The organism is Bradyrhizobium sp. Unk1 (genome assembly GCF_059512345.1).
In genome coordinates, this window is sequence record NZ_JCAMOP010000030.1 from 61,592 (window position 1) to 86,994 (window position 25,403).

General features: G+C 64.8%; 22 protein-coding genes. 9 read left to right on the plus strand and 13 right to left on the minus strand.

The window, feature by feature from the left end; translation table 11 throughout:
• Window positions 1–73 precede the first annotated feature (73 nt).
• The 8 genes from AC5ZFO_RS32135 to AC5ZFO_RS32170 all read right to left on the minus strand — a co-directional run bounded on the left by AC5ZFO_RS32135 (window position 74) and on the right by AC5ZFO_RS32170 (window position 9,958).
• Window positions 74–3,043 (minus strand): 2-oxoglutarate dehydrogenase E1 component, encoded by a 2,970-nt coding sequence (locus AC5ZFO_RS32135; protein ID WP_247306796.1) that lies wholly within the window; start codon window positions 3,041–3,043, stop codon window positions 74–76.
• Between the two features lie 137 nt (window positions 3,044–3,180).
• Complete coding sequence (sucD, locus tag AC5ZFO_RS32140; protein WP_014490620.1) at window positions 3,181–4,065, minus strand: succinate--CoA ligase subunit alpha; 885 nt, start codon at window positions 4,063–4,065, stop codon at window positions 3,181–3,183.
• A 33-nt stretch (window positions 4,066–4,098) separates the two neighbouring features.
• The gene (locus AC5ZFO_RS32145) at window positions 4,099–4,578 is read right to left on the minus strand and encodes a DUF1579 family protein (protein WP_166053462.1); all 480 of its coding nucleotides are present in this window, start codon (window positions 4,576–4,578) and stop codon (window positions 4,099–4,101) included.
• 4 nt (window positions 4,579–4,582) lie between these two features.
• Window positions 4,583–5,779, minus strand: a complete 1,197-nt coding sequence (gene sucC / locus AC5ZFO_RS32150) for an ADP-forming succinate--CoA ligase subunit beta (protein WP_282524179.1) — start codon at window positions 5,777–5,779, stop codon at window positions 4,583–4,585.
• A 207-nt stretch (window positions 5,780–5,986) separates the two neighbouring features.
• Window positions 5,987–6,955 carry a malate dehydrogenase gene (gene mdh / locus AC5ZFO_RS32155; RefSeq protein WP_063980412.1) on the minus strand — a complete coding sequence of 323 codons (969 nt, stop codon included), beginning with the start codon at window positions 6,953–6,955 and terminating at the stop codon, window positions 5,987–5,989.
• A 264-nt stretch (window positions 6,956–7,219) separates the two neighbouring features.
• Complete coding sequence (gene zapE, locus AC5ZFO_RS32160; RefSeq protein WP_282524178.1) at window positions 7,220–8,404, minus strand: cell division protein ZapE; 1,185 nt, start codon at window positions 8,402–8,404, stop codon at window positions 7,220–7,222.
• 207 nt (window positions 8,405–8,611) lie between these two features.
• Window positions 8,612–9,148 (minus strand): RNA 2',3'-cyclic phosphodiesterase, encoded by a 537-nt coding sequence (thpR, locus tag AC5ZFO_RS32165; protein WP_282524177.1) that lies wholly within the window; start codon window positions 9,146–9,148, stop codon window positions 8,612–8,614.
• A gap of 174 nt (window positions 9,149–9,322) precedes the next feature.
• On the minus strand, window positions 9,323–9,958 hold the full coding sequence (locus AC5ZFO_RS32170) for an arylesterase (protein ID WP_282524176.1): 636 nt from the start codon (window positions 9,956–9,958) through the stop codon (window positions 9,323–9,325).
• A 55-nt stretch (window positions 9,959–10,013) separates the two neighbouring features.
• On the opposite strand from AC5ZFO_RS32170, the gene AC5ZFO_RS32175 reads away from it, so the two are divergent.
• The 4 genes from AC5ZFO_RS32175 (at window position 10,014) to AC5ZFO_RS32190 (ending at window position 15,220) form a co-directional block, all read left to right on the plus strand.
• A complete protein-coding gene (locus tag AC5ZFO_RS32175; protein WP_496122999.1) occupies window positions 10,014–10,736 on the plus strand; it encodes an ABC transporter ATP-binding protein in 723 nt (240 codons plus the stop codon).
• Window positions 10,733–13,303: an ABC transporter permease gene (locus AC5ZFO_RS32180; RefSeq protein WP_496123000.1), complete on the plus strand. Its 2,571-nt coding sequence runs from the start codon at window positions 10,733–10,735 to the stop codon at window positions 13,301–13,303. The genes AC5ZFO_RS32175 and AC5ZFO_RS32180 overlap by 4 nt, the downstream gene beginning before the upstream one ends.
• Before the next feature lie 270 nt (window positions 13,304–13,573).
• Window positions 13,574–14,365, plus strand: a complete 792-nt coding sequence (locus AC5ZFO_RS32185) for a Bax inhibitor-1/YccA family protein (RefSeq protein WP_282524174.1) — start codon at window positions 13,574–13,576, stop codon at window positions 14,363–14,365.
• 324 nt (window positions 14,366–14,689) lie between these two features.
• Window positions 14,690–15,220, plus strand: coding sequence for a GNAT family N-acetyltransferase (locus AC5ZFO_RS32190; RefSeq protein WP_282524173.1), 531 nt, complete (start codon window positions 14,690–14,692; stop codon window positions 15,218–15,220).
• A 146-nt stretch (window positions 15,221–15,366) separates the two neighbouring features.
• On the opposite strand, the gene AC5ZFO_RS32195 is transcribed toward AC5ZFO_RS32190, so the two are convergent.
• From AC5ZFO_RS32195 to acnA, 3 genes are all read right to left on the minus strand, one after another.
• Window positions 15,367–15,738, minus strand: a complete 372-nt coding sequence (locus tag AC5ZFO_RS32195) for a DUF2794 domain-containing protein (RefSeq protein ID WP_014490631.1) — start codon at window positions 15,736–15,738, stop codon at window positions 15,367–15,369.
• A gap of 593 nt (window positions 15,739–16,331) precedes the next feature.
• Window positions 16,332–17,108, minus strand: a complete 777-nt coding sequence (locus tag AC5ZFO_RS32200) for a DUF1223 domain-containing protein (RefSeq protein ID WP_282524172.1) — start codon at window positions 17,106–17,108, stop codon at window positions 16,332–16,334.
• 219 nt (window positions 17,109–17,327) lie between these two features.
• Window positions 17,328–20,048 carry an aconitate hydratase AcnA gene (gene acnA, locus AC5ZFO_RS32205; RefSeq protein WP_282524171.1) on the minus strand — a complete coding sequence of 907 codons (2,721 nt, stop codon included), beginning with the start codon at window positions 20,046–20,048 and terminating at the stop codon, window positions 17,328–17,330.
• 244 nt (window positions 20,049–20,292) lie between these two features.
• On the opposite strand from acnA, the gene ccmA reads away from it, so the two are divergent.
• From ccmA to AC5ZFO_RS32230, 5 genes are all read left to right on the plus strand, one after another.
• Complete coding sequence (gene ccmA / locus AC5ZFO_RS32210; protein WP_282524170.1) at window positions 20,293–20,895, plus strand: heme ABC exporter ATP-binding protein CcmA; 603 nt, start codon at window positions 20,293–20,295, stop codon at window positions 20,893–20,895.
• A 277-nt stretch (window positions 20,896–21,172) separates the two neighbouring features.
• Complete coding sequence (gene ccmB, locus AC5ZFO_RS32215) at window positions 21,173–21,841, plus strand: heme exporter protein CcmB (RefSeq protein ID WP_282524169.1); 669 nt, start codon at window positions 21,173–21,175, stop codon at window positions 21,839–21,841.
• Between the two features lie 91 nt (window positions 21,842–21,932).
• Window positions 21,933–22,664: a heme ABC transporter permease gene (locus tag AC5ZFO_RS32220; RefSeq protein ID WP_282524168.1), complete on the plus strand. Its 732-nt coding sequence runs from the start codon at window positions 21,933–21,935 to the stop codon at window positions 22,662–22,664.
• Window positions 22,661–22,846, plus strand: coding sequence for a heme exporter protein CcmD (gene ccmD / locus AC5ZFO_RS32225; protein WP_282524167.1), 186 nt, complete (start codon window positions 22,661–22,663; stop codon window positions 22,844–22,846). The genes AC5ZFO_RS32220 and ccmD overlap by 4 nt, the downstream gene beginning before the upstream one ends.
• A 10-nt stretch (window positions 22,847–22,856) precedes the next feature.
• Window positions 22,857–23,450 (plus strand): DsbE family thiol:disulfide interchange protein, encoded by a 594-nt coding sequence (locus tag AC5ZFO_RS32230; protein WP_282524166.1) that lies wholly within the window; start codon window positions 22,857–22,859, stop codon window positions 23,448–23,450.
• A 192-nt stretch (window positions 23,451–23,642) separates the two neighbouring features.
• Here AC5ZFO_RS32230 and AC5ZFO_RS32235 read toward each other — a convergent pair whose 3' ends face one another.
• Together AC5ZFO_RS32235 and ftsY are read right to left on the minus strand one after the other, a co-directional pair.
• On the minus strand, window positions 23,643–24,245 hold the full coding sequence (locus AC5ZFO_RS32235) for a septation protein A (RefSeq protein WP_282524165.1): 603 nt from the start codon (window positions 24,243–24,245) through the stop codon (window positions 23,643–23,645).
• Window positions 24,246–24,247: 2 nt separating this feature from the next.
• A complete protein-coding gene (gene ftsY, locus AC5ZFO_RS32240; protein ID WP_282524164.1) occupies window positions 24,248–25,195 on the minus strand; it encodes a signal recognition particle-docking protein FtsY in 948 nt (315 codons plus the stop codon).
• Window positions 25,196–25,403 lie beyond the last annotated feature (208 nt).

Consider the following 25,403-nt stretch of genomic DNA (forward strand, 5'->3'; position numbering starts at 1 on the left):
GTCGCGGCGTACCGGATGCCCCGCTCCAGTGCGCAATTGCGCACGAGGCGGGGCATGACGCGGTTCAGAAAGATCAGCTCAGTGCTTCGTCCAGGAACGCCTTCAACTGCGCCTGATGCTTGGACATCAGACCAGTGGCGGTCGCGGCGGAAGCGGCGCGGCCGACATAACGCGGACGCCGGCTCACACCGTTCACCTGGTTCAGCACCCATTCCAGATAGGGCTCGATGAAGTGCCAGGCACCCATGTTGCGGGGCTCTTCCTGGCACCACACCACTTCAGCCTTCTTGAAGCGCGACAGCTCGGCTACCAGCGCCTTCAGCGGCACCGGATAAAGCTGCTCGACGCGCATCAGGTAGATGTCGTCGATGCCGCGCTTCTCGCGCTCCTCGTAGAGGTCGTAATAGACCTTGCCGGAGCAGAGCACGATGCGGCGGACCTTCTCGTCGGGGACGAGCTTGATCGCCTCGTTCGGCAGCATCTGGGCGTCATCATAGAGGATGCGGTGGAAGGTCGTTCCCTTCGCGAGCTCCTCGAGACGCGACACCGCCCGCTTGTGGCGCAGCAGCGACTTCGGCGTCATCAGGATCAGCGGCTTGCGGATCTCGCGATGAAGCTGGCGGCGCAGCACGTGGAAGTAGTTCGCCGGCGTGGTCGGGTAGACCACCTGCATGTTGTCTTCGGCACACATCTGCAGATAACGCTCCAGACGCGCGGAGGAGTGCTCCGGTCCCTGACCCTCATAGCCATGCGGCAAGAGGCAGACGAGGCCGGACATGCGCAGCCATTTGCGCTCGCCCGAGGAGATGAACTGGTCGAACACGACCTGCGCACCGTTGGCGAAGTCGCCGAACTGGGCTTCCCACAGGGTCAGCGTGTTCGGCTCGGCGAGCGAGTAGCCGTATTCGAAGCCGAGCACGGCTTCTTCCGACAGCAGCGAGTTGATGACCTCGTAATGGCCCTGCTCGTGGCCGAGATGGTTGAACGGCGTGTAGCGGCTCTCGTCTTCCTGGTCGATCAGCACCGAATGGCGCTGCGAGAAGGTGCCGCGCTCGGAATCCTGACCCGACAGGCGGACATGGTGGTTCTCGTTGAGCAGCGTGCAGAACGCCAGTGCCTCGCCGGTCGCCCAATCGATGCCGGCGCCGGTGTCGATTGCCTTGGCGCGGTTGTCGAGGAAGCGCTGGATGGTGCGGTGGACGCGGAAGCCATCCGGCACCTTGGTGATCTTGCGGCCGATTTCCTTCAGCTCGGCGGTGTCGACGCCGGTGACGCCGCGGCGCGCATCCTCTTCCTGGTCGGCGATCTTGAAGCCGGACCACTTGCCGTCGAGCCAGTCGGCCTTGTTCGGCTTGTAGGAGGTGCCGGCCTCGAACTCGGCATCGAGGCGCGCGCGCCAGTCGGCCTTGGCCTTGTCGACCTCGCCCTCAGTCATCACGCCTTCGCTGATCAGGCGGCGGGCGTAGAGCTCGAGCGTCGACGGATGCGCCGCGATCCTCTTGTACATCACCGGCTGGGTGAAAGCCGGCTCGTCGCCTTCGTTATGGCCATGCCTGCGGTAGCAGAACATGTCGATGACGACGGGCTTGTGGAATTTCTGCCGGAATTCGGTCGCGACCTTGGCCGCGAACACGACGGCTTCCGGATCGTCGCCGTTCACGTGGAAGATCGGCGCGTCGATCATCTTCGCCACGTCAGACGGATAGGGCGAGGAGCGCGAGTAACGCGGATAGGTGGTGAAGCCGATCTGGTTGTTGACGATGAAGTGCACGGAGCCGCCGGTGCGGTAGCCCTTCAGGTCCGACAGGCCGAAGCATTCCGCGACCACGCCCTGGCCGGCGAACGCCGCGTCGCCATGCATCAGCAGCGGCATCACCGAGATACGCTGGTCCGGCGGATCGCCGTGCTGGTCCTGCTTGGCGCGGACCTTGCCGAGCACCACGGGATCGACGATCTCGAGATGCGAGGGGTTGGCGGTCAGCGACAGATGGATGCGGTTGCCGTCGAACTCGCGGTCCGAGGACGCGCCGAGGTGATATTTGACGTCGCCGGAGCCTTCGACCGCATCGGGGTTGGCCGAGCCGCCCTTGAATTCATGGAACAGCGCGCGGTGCGCCTTGCCCATCACCTGGGTCAGCACGTTGAGGCGGCCGCGATGCGGCATGCCGAGCACGACTTCCTTCACGCCGAGATTGCCGCCGCGCTTGATGATCTGCTCGAGCGCGGGAATCAGCGATTCACCGCCGTCGAGGCCAAAGCGCTTGGTGCCGGTGAACTTGGTGTCGCAGAACTTCTCGAAGCCTTCGGCTTCGACCAGCTTCGTCAGGATCGCGCGCCGGCCTTCGCGGGTGAACGAGATTTCCTTGTCCGGTCCCTCGATGCGCTCCTGGATCCACGCCTTCTGCGCGGCGTTGCTGATGTGCATGAACTCGACGCCGAGCGTCTGGCAGTAGGTGCGCTCGCAAATCGCAGTGATCTCGCGCAGCGTGGCGTATTCGAGACCCAGCACATGATCGAGGAAGATCTTGCGGTCGAAATCGGCTTCGCTGAAGCCGTAGGTGCGCGGGTCGAGCTCTTCGCGGTTGCGCGGGGCTTCGATGCCGAGCGGATCGAGCTTGGCGTGGAAGTGGCCGCGCATGCGGTAGGAGCGGATCAGCATCAGCGCGCGGACGGAGTCGCGCGTGGCCTGGAGCACGTCGGCGGACGAGAAATCAGCGCCCTTGTTGCCGGCCTGGGCCTGCGCCTTGGCGGCGATCTTGGCACCGACCGCCTTCTCGACCTGGGCCCAGTTGCCGTCGAGGGCGGAGGTGAGGTCGTCCTGCGGGGTCAGCGGCCAGTTGGCGCGCTCCCAGGACGGGCCTTCGGCGTTCTTGCTGATATCGCCGGGCTGGTCGTTGAGGCTCTTGAAGAACTCCTGCCACTCGGCGTCGACCGAGGACGGGTCCTTCTCGTAGCGGGCGTAGATTTCGTCGATGTAGGTGGCGTTGGTGCCCTGCAAAAAGGAGGAGAGGGCAAAGGCTGCGTTCGCGTCCTGGCGAGACATACTTGAGTTCCTGGCGATTTCGGTTCGCGCATAACAAACGGCGCTGGCGCTGAGCTCCCCGGCAGAGGCCCAGCGCGACAGGCACCATTTATCCTATTTGCTACGAAACTTCGCCCGGAAAAGTACGAAGAAGTGAATTAGCCTTTCAACTTTTCGGCAAGCGTGTGACCGAGGCGGGCGGGAGACGGCGACACTGTAATCCCAGCCGATTTCATCGCATCGGTCTTGGAACCGGCGTCGCCCTTGCCGCCGGAGATGATCGCGCCGGCATGGCCCATGCGGCGGCCGGGAGGCGCGGTGACACCGGCAATGAAACCGACCATCGGCTTCTTGCGGCCGCGCTTGGCCTCGTCCTTGAGGAACTGGGCGGCGTCCTCCTCGGCGGAACCGCCGATCTCGCCGATCATGATGATCGATTCGGTCTTGGGGTCGGCGAGCAGCATTTCCAGCACGTCGATGAACTCGGTGCCCTTGACCGGGTCGCCGCCGATGCCGACCGCGGTGGTCTGGCCGAGGCCTTCCTGCGAGGTCTGGAACACGGCTTCATAGGTCAGCGTGCCGGAGCGGGAGACGATGCCAACGCTGCCGGTCTTGAAGATGTTGGCGGGCATGATGCCGATCTTGCACTCGCCGGCGGTCATGACGCCCGGGCAGTTCGGCCCGATCAGGCGCGACTTGGAGCCGGCCAGCGAGCGCTTCACGCGTACCATGTCGACGACAGGAATGCCCTCGGTGATGCAGACGATCAACGGGATCTCCGCGTCGATGGCTTCGCAGATCGCATCGGCCGCGCCCGGCGGCGGCACGTAGATCACCGACGCATCGGCACCGGTCTTCTCACGCGCCTCGCGCACCGTGTCGAACACCGGCAGGCCCAGATGCGTGGCGCCGCCTTTGCCCGGCGAGGTGCCGCCGACCATCTTGGTGCCGTAGGCAAGCGCGGCCTCCGAGTGGAAGGTGCCGTTCTTGCCGGTGAAGCCCTGGCAGATGACCTTGGTGTTCTTGTCGATCAGGATGGACATGAGGTCTGCTTTCGCGAACTAACGAGTGAGAGGTCAGTGGATGCGGCGGTAGATGCCGGTGAGCACGTCGGCCCAGCCTTCCGCGTCCGGCGAGAACTGGATCTTCAACGAGTAGGAATCGTCGTCGATGATTTCGTAGACGTGGCGCGCATTGCCGCGGAGCGAGCCGCGCACCAGCGTCAGGGTCTTGCCGACCCAGCCGCCGGAGGCGGGCGAGGGCGGCGTGTAGCCAAGCGAGTCGTACCAGAACAACTTGTAGGTCCGGTCTTCACGATCGTAGGTGAAGAGGCCGTGGGTGGCGAAGACCTGCTTGCCGTCGCGGATCTGGACAGCATCCTGGATCAGGTAGAATCCGTTCAGGTCCATGCGGGCGACGACATGCGAAGTTGCCGGCCCACCCTCCGTCCAGCGTGACGGGAAGACCACCTCTTCGCCATTCCATTCGCCGGCGAACGCGGCGAGGCGCGTGTGCTCTGCAAGCGGAGATGATGCGGCGAGATGGTCCTGGGTCATGGCCTCAGCCTCCCTTGACGGCCTTCACGATCTTCTGCGCGGCGTCGTCGAGATTGTCGGCCGGCACCACGTTCAGGCCGGATTCGCGGATGATCTTCTTGCCGAGCTCGACATTGGTGCCTTCGAGGCGAACCACCAGCGGCACGCTGAGGCCGACCTCGCGCACGGCGGCCGTGACGCCTTCGGCGATCACGTCGCACTTCATGATCCCACCGAAGATGTTGACCAGGATGCCCTTCACGTTGGGATCGGCGGTGATGATCTTGAAGGCGGCTGCGACCTTCTCCTTGCTGGCGCTGCCGCCGACGTCGAGGAAGTTCGCCGGCGCCATGCCGTAGAGCTTGATGATATCCATCGTCGCCATGGCGAGGCCGGCGCCGTTGACCATGCAGCCGATGTTGCCGTCGAGGGTGACGTAGTTGAGGTCGTATTTCGACGCCTCGATTTCCTTGGCGTCTTCCTCGGTCTCGTCGCGCAGCGCGAGCACCTCGGGATGACGGAACAGCGCGTTGTCGTCGAACGACACCTTGGCGTCGAGCACGCGGAGCTGGCCCTGCTTGGTCACGACCAGCGGGTTGATCTCCAGCATCGACATGTCCTTGGCGACGAAGGCGGTGTAGAGCTGCGCGGTGAGCTTCTCGGCCTGCTTGGCGAGATCGCCGGAGAGTTTCAGCGCGTTGGCGACGGTGCGGCCGTGATGGCCCATGATGCCGGTCGCGGGATCGATGGAGAAGGTGACGATCTTCTCAGGCGTGTTGTGCGCGACGTCCTCGATGTTGACGCCGCCCTCGGTCGACACCACGAACGACACGCGCGAGGTCTCGCGGTCGACCAGGATCGAGAGGTAGAACTCCTTGTCGATGTCCGAGCCGTCCTCGATGTAGAGGCGGTTGACCTGCTTGCCGGCGGGGCCGGTCTGGATCGTCACAAGCGTGGCGCCGAGCATCTGCTTGGCGAATTCGGCGACCTCGGCGGCCGACTTGGCGATGCGCACGCCGCCCTTGTCGCCGGCCGAGGCTTCCTTGAACTTGCCCTTGCCGCGGCCGCCGGCGTGGATCTGGCTCTTCACCACCCAGACCGGACCCGGGAGGGCCTTGGCGGCGGCTTCCGCGTCCGCGGGCTTCAGGACGGGGACGCCCTTGGAGATCGCGACGCCGAACTCGTTCAGCAGCGCTTTGGCCTGATATTCATGGATATTCATATGGTCGCTCCCTGAACCCGCGGGCGGTGACCTCTTGGGCCCACCTCAGTCTTGTGGCTGGCATACCATATACCACAGGAACTGCAACCCGGATTCTTTGACATCGAGATCTCTGGACTGCCGAACCGGGCGCCTGCCCTGTCAAGCAGGCCCCAGAAGTGAAACCGCCGAAGACCGGATTTCGGTCTTCGGCGGGGATTTTTGCGCTTAGCGGCCGAGAAGATCGGGTGCGATCTTCTTGCAGGCATCGACCAGGCCCTGTACGGCGCCGACCGACTTGTCGAAAGCCTCGCGGTCCTTGCCGGTGAGCTCGATCTCGACGACGCGCTCGACGCCCTTGGCGCCGATCACGACGGGCACGCCGACATACATATCCTTCACGCCGTATTCGCCGTTGAGGTAGGCGGCGCTGGCCAGCACGCGCTTCTTGTCCCGCAGATAGCTCTCGGCCATCGCGATCGCGGAGGCGGCAGGCGCGTAGAAGGCCGAGCCGGTCTTGAGCAGATTGACGATCTCGGCGCCGCCGTTGCGGGTGCGGTCGACGATCTCGTCGAGGCGCGCCTGCGAGGTCCAGCCCATCTTGACGAGGTCGGGCAGCGGAATGCCGGCGACGGTAGAGTACTTCACCAGCGGCACCATGGTGTCGCCGTGACCGCCGAGCACGAAGGCGGTGACGTCCTCGACCGAGACGTTGAACTCGTCGGCCAGGAAGTAGCGGAAGCGCGAGGAATCCAGCACGCCGGCCATGCCGACGACCTTCTTGTGCGGCAGGCCCGAAGCCTTCTGCAGCGCCCACACCATCGCGTCGAGCGGGTTGGTGATGCAGATGACGAAGGCGTCGGGGGCGTATTTCTTGATGCCGGCGCCGACCTGCTCCATGACCTTGAGGTTGATGGAGAGGAGATCGTCGCGGCTCATGCCGGGCTTGCGCGGCACGCCGGCGGTGACGATGCAGACTTTGGCGTTGTCGAGGGCTTCGTACGAATTGGCGCCGGTATAGTGCGCGTCAAAACCGTCGACCGGCGAGGACTGGGCGATGTCGAGCGCCTTGCCCTGCGGCACGCCCTCGGCGATGTCGAACATCACCACGTCGCCCAGTTCTTTCAGGCCGATGAGATGAGCCAGCGTTCCGCCGATCTGACCGGAGCCAATCAAAGCAATCTTGTCGCGCGCCATGTGAACCTGTCCTTTAGACACGTTAAGGAGGGGAAAACTGAGACGGGTGGTTATCCCTTTCGCTCCCCCCGTTCAAGTCGGTGGATGCCCAATTGTCGGGCTTGGCGAATATTGAAGCGCATCCCTGTCATTCCGGGGCGCGACGAAAGTCGCGAGCTACGATGCGCAATTGCGCATCTGAGAATTCATAACCACCAGCGGGAGTACGGATTCCGGGCTCGTCGCTTCGCGACGCCCCGGAATGACAGCGCTGGCAAATAGGACTTAAGTCTCCACCAGGCCCTTGGTGGAGCCGCTGGCGGTGGAATCCTTGCGGCCGTGAGGCAGCGCCAGATAGGATTCCGAGCTCATTTCGATCAGGCGCGACGCCGTCCGCTTGAACTCCATGGCCTCGTTGCCCTCGTGGGCGAGGTAGAGCGAGATCGGATTGGCATCAGCCGAGGCCATCAGCTTCACGGCATTGTCATAGAGCGTATCGATCAGCGTGATGAAACGCTTGGCGGCGTTGCGCTGGGAAAAATCCATCACTGGAATATGGTCGACCAGGATGGTGTGATAGTCGTGCGCGAGGCGGAGGTAGTCGGACGCGCCGAGCGGTTTTTCGCAGAGATCCGCAAATCCGAACCGCGCCACACCATGGGCCGAGCACGGCACGTGCAGGATGCGGCCCTTGAACGAAATATTGCGCGACTTGCATTTGGCGCCGCCGGTCATCTTCGACCAGGCGCGGTCGAGGGCTGCGTCCGCATCGCCGTCGGCCGGCGTCAGCCACATCGGCACGCCCTGAAGCTTTTCCAGGCGGAAATCCGTGCGCGCATCGAGCCGCAGCACGTCCATGTGGTCGGTGATCTGCTTGATGAAGGGCAGGAACAGCGAACGGTTCAAGCCGCCTTTGTAGAGATCGTCGGGCGCAACGTTGGAGGTCGCGACGACCACGGTGCCGAGCTCGAACAGTTTTGCGAACAGGCGGCCGAGGATCATCGCGTCCGCGATGTCGGTGACGTGGAATTCGTCGAAGCAGAGCAGCCAGCTTTCCTCGAAGATCGCGTTCGCGGTCAGCGCGATGACGTCGCCATCGGCGATCTCGCCGCGCGAGATGCCCTGGCGATAATCGTAGATGCGCTCATGCGCTTCCGCCATGAACTCGTGGAAATGCGCGCGGCGCTTGTGCTCGACGGTACTGTGCTGGAAGAACAGATCCATCAGCATGGTCTTGCCGCGGCCGACTTCGCCATGGACGTAGAGCCCGCGCGGCGCCTCGTCCTTGTCGCCGCTGAACAGACGACTGAGCAGACCCTGCTTGCGCTGCGGCTTGTAATTCGCGAGCCGGTGGTCGAGGGCCGCATAGGCTTCGGCGATTTCGGCCTGCGCAGCATCGGGCTCGATCGCGCCGGACGCGATCTGGGCCTGGTACGCCTCGTGGAATGAGGAACTGGGGGTGGAGAGCATGGCTCTTTTCCGCCAGAGATGCGCGGAAATTGCAAGCCGTCAATTGGTGCGGGGCGCTATGCGTTCCGTGTCCCGGACGCGCTGCGGCACGCAGTGACGCTGCGCAGAGCCGGGACCCACTGTTTCGTTCATTGCCGTGTCGCGATGGGCCCCGGCTCTGCGGCGCACCGCTACGCGCTGCACCGCGTCCGGGGCACGAGAGCGGTGCTACTCACACAGCTCGTAGGCGTCCTCGACTACATAGGGGCCGCCGCCGGTCGATGCGCGTGACGAGAACAAGACAAAACGTTCGGCCATGAACGCCTTGCTCGGGAAGTAACCGCGCAGCGAGAGATAGTCGGCGACGTCGCGGTCGGACGCGTCGTGCAGCCGGGCCAGCGTGACATGCGGGGTGAACTTGCGGCCTTCAGGATCGAGGCCCATCCGCTGCATCATGCGTTCGAGCTCGGCCTGCAATTCCATCAGCGGCTTGCTCGGCGCGATGGTTGCGACCACCGCGCGCGGCTTGCGGCCGCCGAAGCTCGTGAGCCCCTGCACCTTCACCTCGAAGGGCTTGCGATCGACGCGAAACAGCATCGATGCGATCTCGTTGGCGGACATGCCGTCGATATCGCCGATGAAGCGCAGGGTAACATGATAATTTTCGGGATCGACCCAGCGGGCGCCGGGAAGGCCACCCCGCAAATTGGAAAGCGTCTGGCCGATCTCGGCCGGAATTTCCAGACCTGTGAACAGACGCGGCATCGTTTCGCACTCCCGATGCTTGGGCACGATCCCTGGGAAGGATCATATCCAAATTGTAGAGCCGGCGACGAATCACCGGTACCCTGATTCCTATCGCAGTTGTGTGACTCTGCGAAGCATCGCGCGCCTCACCCCGGTAAAACCCTGGGAATTACGGTTAGCGCTGCCCGCTTTTCAGCGGCGCTGCTCGCTTATGTTGCGCAAAAATGCCTCCACGGTGGGCATGATGTTGTTAACGATGATGTCGACGCCGGCCGCGGTCGGATGAATGCCGTCGGCCTGGTTGAGCTTGGCGTCGGCCGCGACGCCGTCGAGGAAAAACGGATAGAGCGGCACGTCGAATTTTTTCGCAAGATCCGGATAAATCGAATTGAAGCGCGTGGCGTAGTCCGCGCCGTAATTCGGCGGCGCCAGCATGCCGCACAGCATCACCGCGATCTTGCGTGCCTTCAATCGCTGGACGATGTCGGTCAGCGCGGTCCGCGTCAAATCGGGGTCGATGCCGCGCAGCGCGTCGTTGGCGCCGAGCTCGATGATCACGCCGTCGGTTCCGTCCGGGACCGACCAGTCGAGCCGGTCTCGGCCGCCGGACGAGGTGTCGCCGGACACGCCGGCATTGGTCATGTCGACCGCTATGCCTTTGGCCTGAAAGGATTTTTGAAGTTTTGTGGGGAATGCGTCCTGGGCCGGGAGGCCGAGGCCGGCGCTCAGGGAATCGCCGAGAACGACAAGCCTGACCGGCTTTGCCGCTTCGGCCCATGCCGGATCCGCCGCCGTCATCAAAGCGAACATCAACACGGCTATGTGCATGAACAATCCGTAACGCCTCTCGACCGCGTATGCGGAGTTGCCATATGACCGGACCATGGACAGTCGCATCGAAACCTCTTCGCTCGCCGGCACCGTGCCGGACACCATCGCCATCTCCAACGTCAATCTTTCATTGGGTACGGGCGCGGCACGCGTTCACATCCTCAAGGATATCAGCCTGCGGGTCGCCTCGGGCGAGACGATCGGCCTGATCGGCCCGTCAGGCTCGGGCAAATCCACGCTGCTGATGGTGATGGCGGGGCTGGAGCGTCCTGATAGCGGAGAGGTGGTGGTGTCAGGCACGCCTTTCAATGCCCTCGACGAGGACGCGCTGGCCCGCTTCCGCGGCCGCCAGGTCGGCATCGTCTTCCAGTCCTTCCATCTGATCCCGACCATGACGGCGCTCGAGAACGTCGCCGTGCCGCTCGAACTCGCCGGCAACCCTGACGCTGCAAGACGCGCGGCGCAGGAGCTGCAATCGGTCGGGCTCGGCGATCGCCTGCATCACTATCCGACGCAACTGTCCGGCGGCGAGCAGCAGCGCGTCGCGCTCGCCCGCGCGCTGGCGCCCGATCCCGCCATCCTCGTCGCGGACGAGCCGACCGGCAATCTCGACGAGGCCACCGGAAAACAGATCGTCGATCTTCTGTTCAACAAACACGCCGAGCGCGGCATGACGCTGGTGCTGGTCACGCACGATTCCTCGCTCGCACAGCGCTGCGATCGCGTGATTCGCCTGCGCTCCGGCCGCATCGACACCCAGTCTGCGCCGGCATGAGCATCGCGGCCGAACCGTTCGCGAAGCCCAACGGCGTCGCGCTGTCGCTGCGCTACGCGCTGCGCGAATTGCGCGGAGGCCTGCGCGGCTTCTATGTCTTCATCGCCTGCATCGCGCTCGGCGTGATGGCCATCGCCGGCGTCGGCTCGGTGTCGGCAAGCCTGAGCGACGGTCTCGCGCGCGAGGGCCGCACGCTGCTCGGCGGCGACGTCTCCTTCGTGCTGTTCCAGCGCGAGGCGAAGCCCGAGGAAGTCTCCTTCCTGCGCTCGCGCGGCACCGTCTCGACAGCCGCGACCTTGCGAGGCATGGCACGCTCCGCCGACGGCCAGCTCGCGCTGGTCGAGATGAAGGCGGTCGACGACACCTATCCGATGCTGGGTCAGCTGACGCTGGCGCCGCCGCTGCCGATGTCCGACCTGCTCGCGGAGCGCGACGGCGCGTTCGGTGCCGCCGCCGATCCGACGCTGCTGGCGCGGCTGTCGCTGAAGACCGGCGACCGCGTCACCATCGGAAGCGCGACCTTCCAGATCCGCAGCACTGTCGAAGCCGAGCCCGACAAGCTCGCCGGCGGCATCGGTTTCGGGCCGCGCTTCCTGATCAGCGAGGCGGGCCTGCGCGCCACCGGCCTGATCCAGCCCGGCAGCCTGGTGCGCTGGGTGTACCGGGTGAAGCTGCCTGACACCGGCAACAGCGAGCGCGCCACCGACGCCTTCATCGCGGACGCGCGCAACGCCGCGCCGCAGGCCGGCTGGGAGATCCGCAGCCGCTCCAATGCCTCGCCGCAGCTCGAGCGCAACATCAACCGCTTCACGCAATTCCTGACGCTGGTCGGCCTCGCCGCGCTCCTGGTCGGCGGCGTCGGCGTCGCCAATGCCGTCAAGAGCCATATCGACCGCCGGCTCGAGGTCATCGCGGCGTTCAAGGCGGTCGGCGCCACCGGCCGCGACGTGTTCGGCATCTATCTGGCGCAGGTCCTGCTGCTGGCGGGAATTGGCTCGGTGATCGGCCTTGCGCTCGGCGCCGCCATGCCGTTCGCCATCGTCGGCCTGTTCGGAAAGCTGCTGCCGCTGCCGGTGGTGCCGGCCGTGCATGCCGACGAGCTCGCGCTGTCCTTCGTCTATGGCCTGCTCACGGCGCTCGCCTTCGGCCTGTGGCCGCTCGGGCGGGTGCACGACGTGCCGGTCGCCGCGCTGTTCCGCGACACCATCAGCTCCGAATGGCACCGGCCGCGCTGGAGCTATCTCGTGTTCATGGCCGGCGTGATCGCGCTGCTGATCGCGGTCGTGATCGGATTGTCCTTCGACAAGCGCATCGCCGCGGTGTTCGTGGCCTCCTCCGTCGTCGTGTTCGCCCTGCTCCGCGGCATCGCCGCCCTGCTGATGACGATCGCGCGCCGGCTGCCGCGCACGCGCCTGCCGATGCTGCGGCTGGCGATCGCCAACATCCACCGGCCGGGCGCGCTGACGCCCTCCGTCGTGCTGTCGCTCGGGCTCGGGCTCGCCGTGCTCGTCACCATCACCCAGATCGACGGCAATCTGCGCCGGCAGTTCCTTGCGGCCCTCCCCGAGCACGCGCCGTCGTTCTTCTTCATCGACATCCCGAGCACGCAGGCCGAGCAGTTCGACGGCTATCTGCGCCGGATCGCGCCGGGCGCAAAGGTCGAGGACGTGCCGATGCTGCGCGGGCGCATCGTCGCCGCGCGCGGGATCCGTGCCGAGGACCTCAAGCCCACCACCGATTCCGAATGGGTGCTGCAAAGCGACCGCGGCCTGACCTACACCGCCGAGCTGCCGAAGGGCTCCAAGGTGGTCGAGGGCGAATGGTGGAGCGCCGACTATTCCGGCCCGCTGCTGGTCTCGATGGAGAAGAAAATCGCCGACGGGCTCGGTCTCAAGCTCGGCGACGAGATCGTGGTCAACGTGCTCGGCCGCGACATCCCGGCCAAAATCGGCAATCTGCGCACCATCGACTGGCAGGGCATGGGCATCAATTTCGTGCTGGTGTTCTCGCCCAACGCCTTCAAGGGCGCGCCCCACACCCATATCGCGACGCTCACCGAGGCCGGCGGCACTGCGGCCGGCGACGGCAAGATCATCAAGCAGGTCGCCGACGCCTATCCGATGGTGACGAGCGTTCGCGTGCGCGAGGTGATGGAGACGGTCGGCTCGGTCGTGACCAATCTGGCGCTCGCGATCCGCGGCGCCAGCGCGGTGACCCTGATCTCGGCGATCCTGGTGCTGGGCGGCGCGCTCGCCGCCGGCCACCGCCACCGGGTCTACGATGCGGTGATCCTCAAGACCCTCGGCGCGACCCGGCTGCGGCTGCTCGGCGCCTATGCCCTCGAATACCTGCTGATCGGACTTGCCACCGCGGTGTTCGGCGTGATCGCCGGCAGCATCGCGGCCTGGATGATCGTGACGCGGCTGATGACACTGAGTTTCATCTGGCAGGCCGGCAGCGCGGCCGGCGTGGTCGCGGCGGCCCTGGTGGTCACGGTCGGACTTGGGCTCGCCGGGACGCTGCTGGCATTGAACAAAAAGCCCGCCACGGTGTTGCGGAATTTGTGACAAATGGTAGCGGGCGACCCCGCGATGTCGGAATCGCACGATTCCAGCGATTAACCACGTCTGCTCGCCAGGATTGCGGGCGAGGGCGACATTCAGCCGCGCGTGGACGGTTGCAGCGAATGTGTTAGTTTCCCACATATCCAATGGGTTCGGAGCCCCGATTATGAGCCAGAATTTAGTCGGCACAGATCGGTATCCGAGATAGAATTTGACGAACCGGCGGCATGGCGACCCTCATGCCGGACCGGGCTAACCAACGGGAATTCGACCATGTCGGACCTAGACCGTAACTACGCTTCTCCTTTCGGCAGGGCCGCCGGGCGTGTTGACGCCGCGACGGTCGATGCCGGCCTGCGCGCCTATATGCTGCGCATCTACAATTACATGAGCATCGGCCTCGCCATCACCGGCCTGGCCGCGCTCGGCGTCTATATGGCCGCCGTGACCGACGTTCCGACTCCGGAAGCCGTCCGCGTCGGCAAGCTGTTCCTGACGCCGTTCGGCTACGCGATGTTCGTCAGCCCCCTGAAGTGGCTGTTCATGCTCGCGCCGCTCGCAATGGTGTTCGTGATCTCGGCGGGCATCAACCGCCTCGCCCCCTCGACCGCGCAGATCCTGTTCTGGGTGTTCGCGGCGCTGATGGGCATCTCGCTATCCTCGATCTTCCTGGTGTTCACGCACACCTCGATCGTGCGGGTGTTCTTCATCACCGCGGCCACGTTCGGCGCGCTCAGCCTCTACGGCTACACGACCAAGCGTGACCTGACCGGAATGGGCTCGTTCCTGTTCATGGGCCTGATCGGCATCATCATCGCGAGCCTGGTCAACCTGTTCCTGGTGAGCTCGATGCTGCAGTTCATCGTGTCCGTGGTCGGCGTGCTGGTGTTCGCTGGCCTCACCGCCTGGGACACCCAGCGGCTGAAGAACGACTACATCTACGGCTACGCCTCGGCCGGCGGTGACATCGCAGAGCGTGCGGCCATTACCGGCGCGCTGTCGCTGTACCTGAACTTCATCAACCTGTTCACGCTGCTCCTGCAGCTCCTCGGCCAGCGCGACTAAGCGCTTCGACGAGGGAACGGATACGAACCCCGGCCGAGAGGCCGGGGTTTTTGTTTGGGCCGGGATGCGCCGCACGCCCGTAGCCCGGATGAAGCGAAGCGCAATCCGGGACAGGCCTATCTGCGGATACGACGGCCCCGGATTTCGCTGCGCTTCATCCGGGCTACGAGCGTCACCTCTCTCCTCGTCCTTGCGAGCGCAGCGAAGCAATCCAGGGACCCTCCGCGGGCGCATTTCTGGATTGCTTCGCTGCGCTCGCAATGACGGCGGCGAGGCGGCTTCGCCCCCTTCCAGCCGTCTCGGGAAGGCTCTAATCTTCCTCCCATGTCCGCACCTGAGATCAGGCCCGCCATTGAGGCCGACCTTCCCGCCATCACCGCCATCTACCAGCAGGCCGTTCGCGAGGGCACGGCGACGTTCGAGCTGGAACCGCCCGACCTCGCCGAGATGACGCGCCGCTACCGCGCATTGATCGACGGCGGCTATCCCTATTTCGTCGCCATCCTCGACGGCCGCGTCGCCGGCTATGCCTATGCCGGCGCCTACCGGCCGCGGCCGGCCTACCGCTTCACGGTCGAGAACTCGATCTATCTCGATCCCTCGTTCCACCGCCGCGGCATCGGCTCGTTGCTGCTGGAGCGGCTGATCACCGAATGCGAGGCGCGCGGCTTCCGCCAGATGATCGCGGTGATCGGCGATTCCGCCAATGCCGGTTCGATCGGCGTGCACACGCGCGGCGGTTTCAAGATGATCGGCACGCATCCCAATGTTGGCCTGAAATTCGGCCGCTGGCTCGACACGGTGATGATGCAACGCGACCTCGGCGAGGGCGCGAGCACCGTGCCAACCAAGTAGGACAGTCTCGTAGGGTGGGCAAAGCGACTTGTCCGCCGTAGCTCGGAGAGCGAAGGCGGAAGCGTGCCCACCATTTGCGACGACAGGGAAAGGACGTGGGCACGGCGTTTTGCGCCTTTGCCCACCCTACGGCACCGCTCGTGCGGCTACACCACCGCCAGCTTGCGATCGATCACCAGCAGCACGCGCTCGAGCTCGTGGCCGCGGCGCAGGATCAGGCCGGTCGCCGAGATCACGCTGTACATGCCCTGCTTGCGCGCCAGCCGCGGATCTTTCTCGATGCGGTAGATCGGCACCTCCGAGGCGCGGCGGAAGACCGAGAACACCGCACGGTCCTTCAGGAAGTCGATGGCATAATCGCGCCACTCGCCGTCGGCGACCATGCGGCCGTAAAGGTTGAGGATGCGGTTTAGTTCCAGCCGGTTGAATGTCACCCGGTTGGGTTGGGCATTCGCAGCGGCGGGGCGCGCCACTGCGCGCTGCTCGCTCGGATCGGCATCCTCCGGCGTCAGACTCATCGAGCGCCTCCTCATCTCGCGGCATGACCGCATCCGCGAAGACCGTCCCCGGAACCGCGGATCATGACAGTTGCATGATCGCGCCAACTGTTCCCCGCCGCAAGGGGCTCTTCACTCAACTCATTGAATCGGGTGCGAAACGGAGCACACGCAGGAGTGGAACTCTGTCGCGGCAAACCGTCACGGGATCGTTAGAAGGAATCTTGATATCGCCGCTTTTCCGCCAAGCGCCTGCCGCCCTGCATTGCGAAAAGACCTATGTGCGTTGACCCGGTCCTTTCGGTTCCGGATTCCTCAGCCCCCAGCCCCCCGGGGCCGTCGGGATCGGGTCTGTACGCGCGACAAGGAGGGCCAACGCAAGTTGGTCCTTTTTGGTTTGTGTCGGGACGTTTGCGGCACGACCTACCAACGCTCTCTCTCTCGTGTCAGCGCGAACACACTCTCCCCTCATCCTGAGGAGCCGCGAAGCGGCGTCTCGAAGGATCGAGGCCGAGTTTCAGCAGCGGGCCTTTCATGGTTCGAGACTGCGCGCGAGGGCGCACTCCTCACCATGAGGAGTTAGATTGAGTGCGGCGCTAAAGGGATAATCGGATCTAGTGGAGCGACGTGTAGGCTGCGCCGAGCATCGCACCCGGCTTCTCACGGCTGCCGTCCTGGACATAGACCACAGCGCCGTCGACGCCGTCGCGCGTGAGATTTTCCAACGGCACCGTCCAGCTTTCCGGACGTCCATTCCAGTCGCCGACCTTGAGCAGGTTGCGCACGACGTTGTGATAGGTGATCTGCTGTCCGCGATTTTCGCCGCGGCTGATTGCGATCGGCACCGATTTCGTGATCGAGCAGATCCAGACCTCGCCGTGCGAGACCGCCGACTCCTTGCTCGCCGCCACCGAGACGTTGATCTGCTTGCCGGCAAGCGACATCGTCACCGGCACGCTCATCACGCCCGTGCCCTTGTCGGTCTTGCCGATCGCGCTCTCGATGCCGACGCGATCGCTGCCGATGACATGCGTCGAACCATTGACCACGACTTGCGGCGTATAGACCTCGCGGTCGCCGCGCATGCGCGAATAGGCGCGCTGCCGCGCCGAGAAGCGCGAATCCGCAAGCGTGTCCTTCCAGCCGAGATAATCCCAATAGTCGATCGGCATGCTCAGCGCGATGATCGACGGGTCGTTGGAGAGATCGCCGATGACCTGGTCGGCGGGCGGGCAGGACGAGCAGCCCTGCGATGTGAAGAGCTCGACCACGGCGCGGGGATCAGCCTCGGCGGGACGGATGACGGCGACGATGGCACAGATGCCGAGCGCTCCCGACCAGAGTGCACCGGACCAGCGCGAAACCAGATTAGAAGCCATCATTGCAGTCATGTTGAACGTCACACCTCGCACGCGTGGGGGGAATATCCTATCGCCTGATGGTCACCGTAGTCTTACGGGCATCGTACATTCAACCGTCCAGGGCGAGGTTTTCCGCCGGCCGGAGCCATCGGAGGCGTTGTCGCAACGCACGAAGGCGGCCTTGTGATAGGCCGCCCTCGTTTAACCTTCTACTCACGTCGCGGTGAGCCACCGTTCACAAATTCGCGCTTAGGCCGCGAGCTTGCGCAGCACGTAGTGCAGAATGCCGCCGTTCCGGTAGTAATCGAGCTCGTCCAGCGTATCGATGCGGCAAAGCAGCGAAACGCGCTGCAACGAACCGTCGCCGGAGACGATCTCCGCGGTCAGCTTCTGGCGCGGCTTCAGCTCGCCGACCAGGCCGCGCAGCGTGACCTTCTCGTCGCCCTTCAGGCCGAGCGAGGACCAGGAGGTGCCTTCCTCGAAGGTCAGCGGCAGCACGCCCATGCCGACCAGGTTGGAGCGGTGGATACGCTCGAAGCTCTGGCAGATCACGGCGCGGACGCCGAGCAGGCGCGTGCCCTTCGCAGCCCAGTCGCGCGAGGAGCCGTTGCCGTATTCGGCACCGGCGAACACCACCAGCGGCACTTGCTCCTGCTGGTACTTCATCGCGGCGTCGTAGATCGACATCTGCTCGCCGTCGGGCCAGTGCTTGGTGAGACCGCCTTCCGGGATATTTCCGTCAGCGCCCTTCAGCATGAAGTTCTTGATGCGGATGTTGGCGAAGGTGCCGCGCATCATCACTTCATGGTTGCCACGACGCGTGCCGTACTGGTTGAAGTCGGCCGGACGCACCTGGTGCTCGCTGAGATATTTGCCGGCGGGCGAGGTGAGCTTGATCGAACCGGCCGGCGAGATGTGGTCGGTGGTGATCTTGTCGCCGAACATGGCGAGGATGCGCGCCTCGACGATGTCGGTGACCGGCTCAGGCTCCTTCTTCATGCCGTCGAAATAGGGCGGGTTCTGCACATAGGTCGAGCTCATGTTCCAGCGATAGGTCTCGCTCTCGACGGTCTTGATCTTGCGCCAGTTGGTGTCGCCCTTGAACACGTCGGCATACTTCTTCTTGAAGATCGACGCGGTCACGAACTTCTTCATGAAGGCGTTGATCTCCTTCGTCGTCGGCCAGATGTCCTTGAGGTACACCGGCTTGCCGTCCTTGCCCTCACCGAGCGGCTCGACGGCGAGGTTCTTGGTGACGCTGCCCGCGAGCGCGTGGGCGACGACCAGCGGCGGCGAAGCGAGATAGTTGGCCTGCACGTCCGGCGAGACGCGGCCTTCGAAGTTACGGTTGCCGGAGAGCACGGCGGCCGCGACGATGCCGTTGTCGTTGATAGACTTCGAGATCTCCTCGGGCAACGGACCGGAATTGCCGATGCAGGTGGTGCAGCCGAAGCCCACCAGGTTGAAGCCGACCTTGTCGAGATCGGACTGCAGACCGGAATCGGCGAGATAGGCCGCGACCACCTGGCTGCCCGGGGCGAGCGAGGTCTTCACCCACGGTTTAGCCTTGAGGCCCTTGGCGGCAGCGTTGCGCGCAAGCAGGCCGGCGCCGATCAAGACGCTCGGATTCGAGGTGTTGGTGCAGGAGGTGATGGCGGCGATCACGACGTCGCCATGACCGATCTCGAAGTTCTTGCCGTCGACGGCAAAGCGCTTCCCGGGTTCTTCGGTCTTCTTGTACTCGGTGCCGAGCGCGAGCGAAAAGCCTTCGGCGACCGACGGCAGCGCGATGCGGCCTTCGGGACGCTTCGGACCGGCCATCGAGGGAACGACGTCGCCGAGGTCGAGGGTCAGCGTTTCCGTGAACACCGGATCGGCCGACTTGGCGGTGCGGAACAGGCCCTGCGCCTTGGCATAGGCCTGCACCAGCGCGACGCGCGCCGGAGCGCGGCCGGAGGTCTTGAGGTAATCGAGCGCAGCAGCGTCGACCGGGAAGAAGCCGCAGGTCGCGCCATATTCGGGGGCCATGTTGGCGATGGTCGCCTTGTCGGCGACGGACAGGTGATCAAGGCCGGGGCCGAAGAACTCGACGAACTTGCCGACCACGCCGAGCTTGCGCAGCATCTGCGTGACTGTCAGCACGAGGTCGGTCGCAGTGACGCCTTCCTTCATCGCGCCCTTCAGCTTGAAGCCGACGACGTGGGGCAGCAGCATCGACAGCGGCTGACCGAGCATGCAGGCTTCGGCCTCGATGCCGCCGACGCCCCAGCCGAGCACGGCGAGACCGTTGACCATGGTGGTGTGGGAGTCGGTGCCGACCAGCGAGTCGGGATAGGCGACCTCGAAGGTGCCGGTCTTCTTGCCGACCGTCATCTTCTCCTTCTTGGTCCAGACCGTCTGGGAGAGATATTCGAGATTGACCTGATGGCAGATGCCGGTGCCGGGCGGCACGACGGAGAAGTTCGAGAACGCCTTCTGGCCCCACTTCAGGAACTCGTAGCGCTCCTGATTCTGCTTGTATTCCTCGGTGACGTTCTTGCCGAAGGCCTTGTTGTCGCCGAAGAAGTTCACGATCACGGAGTGGTCGATGACGAGGTCCACCGGCACCAGCGGGTTGATCTTCTCGGCATCGCCGCCGAGCTTCTGCATCGCGTTGCGCATCGCGGCGAGGTCAACCACGGCCGGCACGCCGGTGAAATCCTGCATCAGCACGCGGGCCGGGCGGAATGCGATCTCATGCTCCAGCGACTTCTTGCGCAGCCACTTCGACACCGCGACGATGTCTTCCTTCTTGACCGTGCGGCCGTCCTCGTTGCGGAGGAGATTTTCCAGCAGCACCTTCATCGAATAGGGGAGTTTCGAAATTCCCTTCAGACCATTCTTCTCGGCCGTGGGCAGGCTGTAATAGACATAGGTCTTGGCGCCGACCTTGAGGGTCTTTTTGCATTTGAAGCTGTCGAGCGAGGTCATGTAGGAAAATCCCAATTGTTAGTTATACCCGGCAAGGGGTATTTTAACACCGTCAGCGAGTCCGGCTGGTTCGCTTGCAGGGGCAGGTTGAGTTGCTGCATCAAGTAGTTCCGGGCTTATAGAAGCTTTCTAACCGCGCCGCCACAGCCACAATCGTGCCGCAGCAATCCGCGAGCCAAAAATTCCCATGCGCTACCCCAAGATTTCCTGAGGCCAGGCTTTGAGCGGATTGGACCAAGGCAAGATGCAGCTGTCCGGACGCGGGGTCGTCTGCGTGCGCGGCGGCCGCGAGGTGTTTTCCGGGCTCGATTTCGAGGCTGTCGCCGGCGAGGCCGTGGCGGTCGTCGGCCGCAACGGCTCGGGCAAGACCTCGCTGCTGCGGCTGATCGCAGGCCTGCTGATTCCGGCCGGCGGGACAATCGCAATCGACGGCGGCGATGCAGAGCTGACGCTGCCGGAGCAGTGCCACTATCTCGGCCATCGTGACGCCCTGAAGCCGGCGCTGAGCGTGGCGGAAAACCTGTCATTCTGGGCTGATTTTCTGGGCGGCGAGCGTTTTGAAGCCGCCAAGAGCCTCGCCACCGTCGGGCTCGACCATGCCACCCATTTGCCGGCCGCCTTCCTGTCCGCCGGCCAGCGCCGCCGCCTGTCACTGGCCCGGCTGCTGACCGTGCGCCGCCCGGTCTGGCTGCTCGACGAGCCGACCACGGCGCTGGACGTGGCCGGCCAGGACATGTTCGAGGGCCTGATGCGCGATCACCTCGCCCGCGGCGGCCTGATCATCGCGGCGACCCATGCGCCGCTGGGGATCGATTCGCGGGAGCTGCGGATTGGGGGTGCCGCATGATTCCGATGGACCCTCAGTTTTCCAAGCGGCCGAGCCCGGCTCTCTCCGTTCCCTCCCCCCTTGCGGGGGAGGGTCAGGGAGAGGGGTGCGGCACGGTAGGGCGATTCGGTTCTAGCGCTCGGGAGGCGAGCGCTCTGTTGCTCGCCGTCAGCCCTTCAAAAGCATCTCTCCCGGGGCGACCCCTCTCCCCCGCCCTCCCCCGCAAGGGGGGAGGGAGCGCAGTTTGCTTGGGGCACAAGTTGGGCTCTCATGGCCGCCTCGCCGTCGGAGCCGCCCCATGACCGCCCTGTCCGCGCTCATTCGCCGGGACATCCGGATCGCGCTCCGCGTCGGCGGTGGGGCGCTGATCGGCGTGCTGTTCTTCCTGACCGTGGTCGTGCTGATGCCGTTCGCGGTGGGGCCGGATCTGGCGCTGCTGTCGCGGCTGGGGCCGGCGATCCTGTGGCTCGGCGCGCTGCTGGCGAGCCTGCTCACCCTGGACCGGCTGTTCATGGCCGACCACGAGGACGGCTCGCTCGACCTGATCACGATGAGCCGGACGCCGCTGGAACTCGCCTGCGCCGCCAAGGCGCTGGCGCATTGGCTCGCTGCCGGCCTGCCGCTGATTGTCGCAACCCCGGTGCTCGGCCTGCTGCTCAACCTCGACATGGTCGCGACCGGCGCGGTGGCGCTGACGCTCCTGGCCGGTACGCCGGCGCTGACCTTCACCGGCATGATCGGCGCCGCGCTGGCGGTGACGCTGCACCGGGGCGGACTGTTGATGGCCGTGCTGGTGCTGCCGCTGTCGATCCCGGTGCTGATTTTCGGCGTCGCGGCCTCGCAGGCCGTGATCGTCGGTCCCGTGACGTTCGGCGCACCGTTCTCGATCCTGTGCGCGCTGTCGCTGGTCAGCCTGGTAATCGGCCCCTTCGCGGCGGCCGCGAGCCTGCGCCATGGTCTCGATTGAAATGGGCCGGATTGCCCTTGACCCCGATCAACTTTCGCTGCGCGCTTTTATGCTGATTGCGTGAGTGCCGACCTGTGATTATCAGAATACCATGACGCTGATCGACCTCGCCAATCCGACACGGTTCCTCGCGCTGACGGCGCGGGTGCTGCCGTGGCTTGTGGCCGCGACCGTCATCCTGCTCACCATCGGCCTCTACCAGTCTGCGCTTGCGCCCGACGACTACCAGCAGGGCGCGACGGTGAAGATCATGTTCATCCACGTGCCCAACGCCTGGCTGTCGATGTTCGTCTGGGGCGTGATGAGCATCGCCTCATTGGGCACGCTGGTGTGGCGGCATCCGCTCGCCGACGTCGCCGCGAAAGCCGCCGCGCCGATCGGCGCCGCCTTCACCTTCCTCGCGCTGCTCACGGGATCGCTGTGGGGCCGGCCGATGTGGGGCACCTATTGGGAATGGGACGCGCGGCTGACCTCGGTGCTGATCCTCTTCCTGATGTATCTCGGCCTGATGGCGCTTTGGCGCGCGGTCGAGGATCCCTCGCGCGCGGCACGCGCGGCCGCGGTGCTGACGCTTGTCGGCGCGATCAACCTGCCCATCATCAAATTCTCGGTCGATTGGTGGAACACGCTGCACCAGCCGGCGTCGGTGATGCGCATGGGCGGCTCGACGCTCGACAAATCGTTCCTGATCCCGCTGCTGCTGATGGCCATCGCGTTCACGCTGCTGTTCGTCACGTTGCAGCTGGCGGCGATGCGCAACGAGATCTTGCGCCGCCGCGTCCGCTCCTTGCAGATGATGCAAGCGAGCCAGAGGGCCGCATGACGATGTCACTTGGTCCCTACGCGTCCTTCATCGTGACGTCCTACGCCGCGGCCGCGCTCGTCGTCATGATCCTGATCGGCTGGATCGTGCTCGACTATCGCAGCCAGACCGAGCGCCTGCGCGAGCTCGACCGCAGCGGCGTCACGCGCCGCTCCGGGCGCGGCGCAACGGACACACCGTGAGCGATCAATCATGAGCGATCAACCGACTTCCGCTCCGCCGCAGCGCCGCACCTTCCTGATGGTGCTGCCGCTGATCGCCTTCATCGCCCTGGCGCTGCTGTTCTGGTTCCGGCTCGGCAGCGGCGATCCCTCGCGGATTCCTTCCGCGCTGATCGGGCGGCCGGCGCCGCAGACCGCGCTGCCGCCGCTCGAGGGATTGCAGGCCGACAATTCGCAGGTGCCGGGCCTCGATCCCGCCGCGTTCAAAGGCAAGGTCAGCCTGGTCAATGTCTGGGCGTCCTGGTGCGTGCCCTGCCATGACGAGGCGCCGCTCCTGACCGAGCTCGCCAAGGACAAGCGTTTCCAGCTCGTCGGCATCAACTACAAGGACGCGGCCGACAATGCGCGCCGTTTCCTCGGCCGCTACGGCAACCCGTTCGGCCGCGTCGGCGTGGACGCCAACGGCCGCGCCTCGATCGAATGGGGCGTCTATGGCGTGCCGGAGACGTTCGTCGTCGGGCGCGAAGGCACCATCGTCTACAAGCTGGTGGGACCGATCACGCCGGACAATCTGCGGACCGTGTTGTTGCCGCAGATGGAGAAGGCGTTGAAGGCGGGGAGCTAGCTCCGCTCTCGTGCAAACGAAGGCGTCGCCCCACACACCGCTGTCATGCCCCGCGAAGGCGGGGCATCCAGTACGCCGCGGCCTCTCCGTATCTCACTGCTGTCTCTGGAATACTGGATCGCCCGATCAAGTCGGGCGATGACAGTTGAGTGTGTGGCTGGTCTCAGCTCGCAATGACGGGTTGAGAGACCGTCACCCCTTCCTTACATCCCCCGCATCCGCCTCGCTCGCTTCCAGCGACGCCGGCTCGACGCCATAGCGCTTGGTCAGCGGCATCTGGGCAATCGCGAAGATCATCGTGATCGGCGTGACGCCGAACACCTTGAAATTCACCCAGAAATCCGTGCTCTGGGTGCGCCAGACGATTTCGTTGAGCACCGCCATGCCGGCGAAGAACAGCGCCCAGCGCAGCGTGAGGATGCGCCAGCCCTGCGGCGTCAGGTTGAACATCTGGTCGAACATCACGGCGATGAAGGAGCGACCGAACAACAACCCGCCGCCGAGGATCGCCGCGAACAGGCCGTAGATGATGGTCGGCTTGACCTTGATGAAGGTCTCGTCGTGCAGCACCAGCGTCAGCGTGCCGAACACCAGCACGATCACGCCTGTCACGATCGCCATGATCGGGATATGGCGCGTCACCACATAGGACGCGATCATCGCCGCCACGATCGCGACCATGAAGGCGCCGGTCGCGGCGAACAGATTGAACTTCGCATTCACGAAGAAGAACACGAGCAGCGGACCGAGCTCGGTCGCGAGCTTGAACAGCGGATGCGGCTGGGTCTTGTCCATTCTCAGCTTTCGATTCCGGCGATCGCGCGGGCGAAATCGCGCGCGGTGAACGGCGCGAGATCGTCGACGCCTTCGCCGACGCCGATGAAATGCACCGGCAGTTTGAATTTCTCCGCGAGCGCCACCAGAATGCCGCCGCGCGCGGTGCCGTCGAGCTTCGTCATCACGAGGCCGGTGACTCCCGCCGTGCGCTGGAAGGCCTCGACCTGCGACAGCGCGTTCTGACCGACAGTCGCGTCCAGCACAAGCAGCACGGCATGCGGCGCAGTGTCATCCACCTTGCGGATCACGCGCACGACCTTTTCGAGCTCGTTCATCAGCTCGGCCTTGTTCTGCAGGCGGCCGGCGGTGTCGATCAGGAGCACGTCGATGGCCTGCTCCTTCGCCGCCGTCAGCGCGTTGAAGGCGAGGCTTGCCGAATCCGAGCCCTGCGTGCCCGCGATGACCGGCGTCCTGGTGCGCTCGCCCCAGACCTTGAGCTGCTCGATGGCGGCGGCGCGAAACGTGTCGCCGGCGGCCAGCATCACCTTGCGGCCTTCGGATGCGAATTTTTGCGAGAGTTTTCCGATGGTCGTGGTCTTGCCGGAGCCGTTGACCCCGACGACGAGGATGACGAACGGCTTCTTGGCCGGATCGATCTCGAGCGGCTTTGCCACCGGCGCCAGCACCTTCTCGACCTCGGTGGCGACGACGTCCTTGACCTCGTCCGCCGAGATCGCCTTGTCGTAGCGCCCCGTGCCGACGGCGTCCGCGATCCGCACCGCGACCGACGTGCCGAGGTCGGCACGCAGCAGCACGTCCTCGATGTCGTCGAGCATGGCGCGGTCGAGCTTGCGCTTGGTGACGAGGTCGGCGACCGCGGTCCCGAGCGAGGACGAGGTGCGCTTCAGCCCGTTGGACAGGCGGCGCCACCAGCTCAGCTTGGGGGGATCTGACGTGGTATCGTTCATGGTGCTCGTGCCGCCGATTTGAAGTTCCTACTCTCTTGCCGCAAGTCCGGTTAGGAACTTCAAATTGAAGAGCGGCACGAGAAAATATTGTTGCCAGTGCGGCCCTGGATTTGGCATTCGCTTCGCGTTTCGCGGCTAGCGCTGAGCGAATGCCAAATCCACCGCACTGGTGTGTTAGCCGTTCCCGCTGTTAAACGAAAGTGTTGAC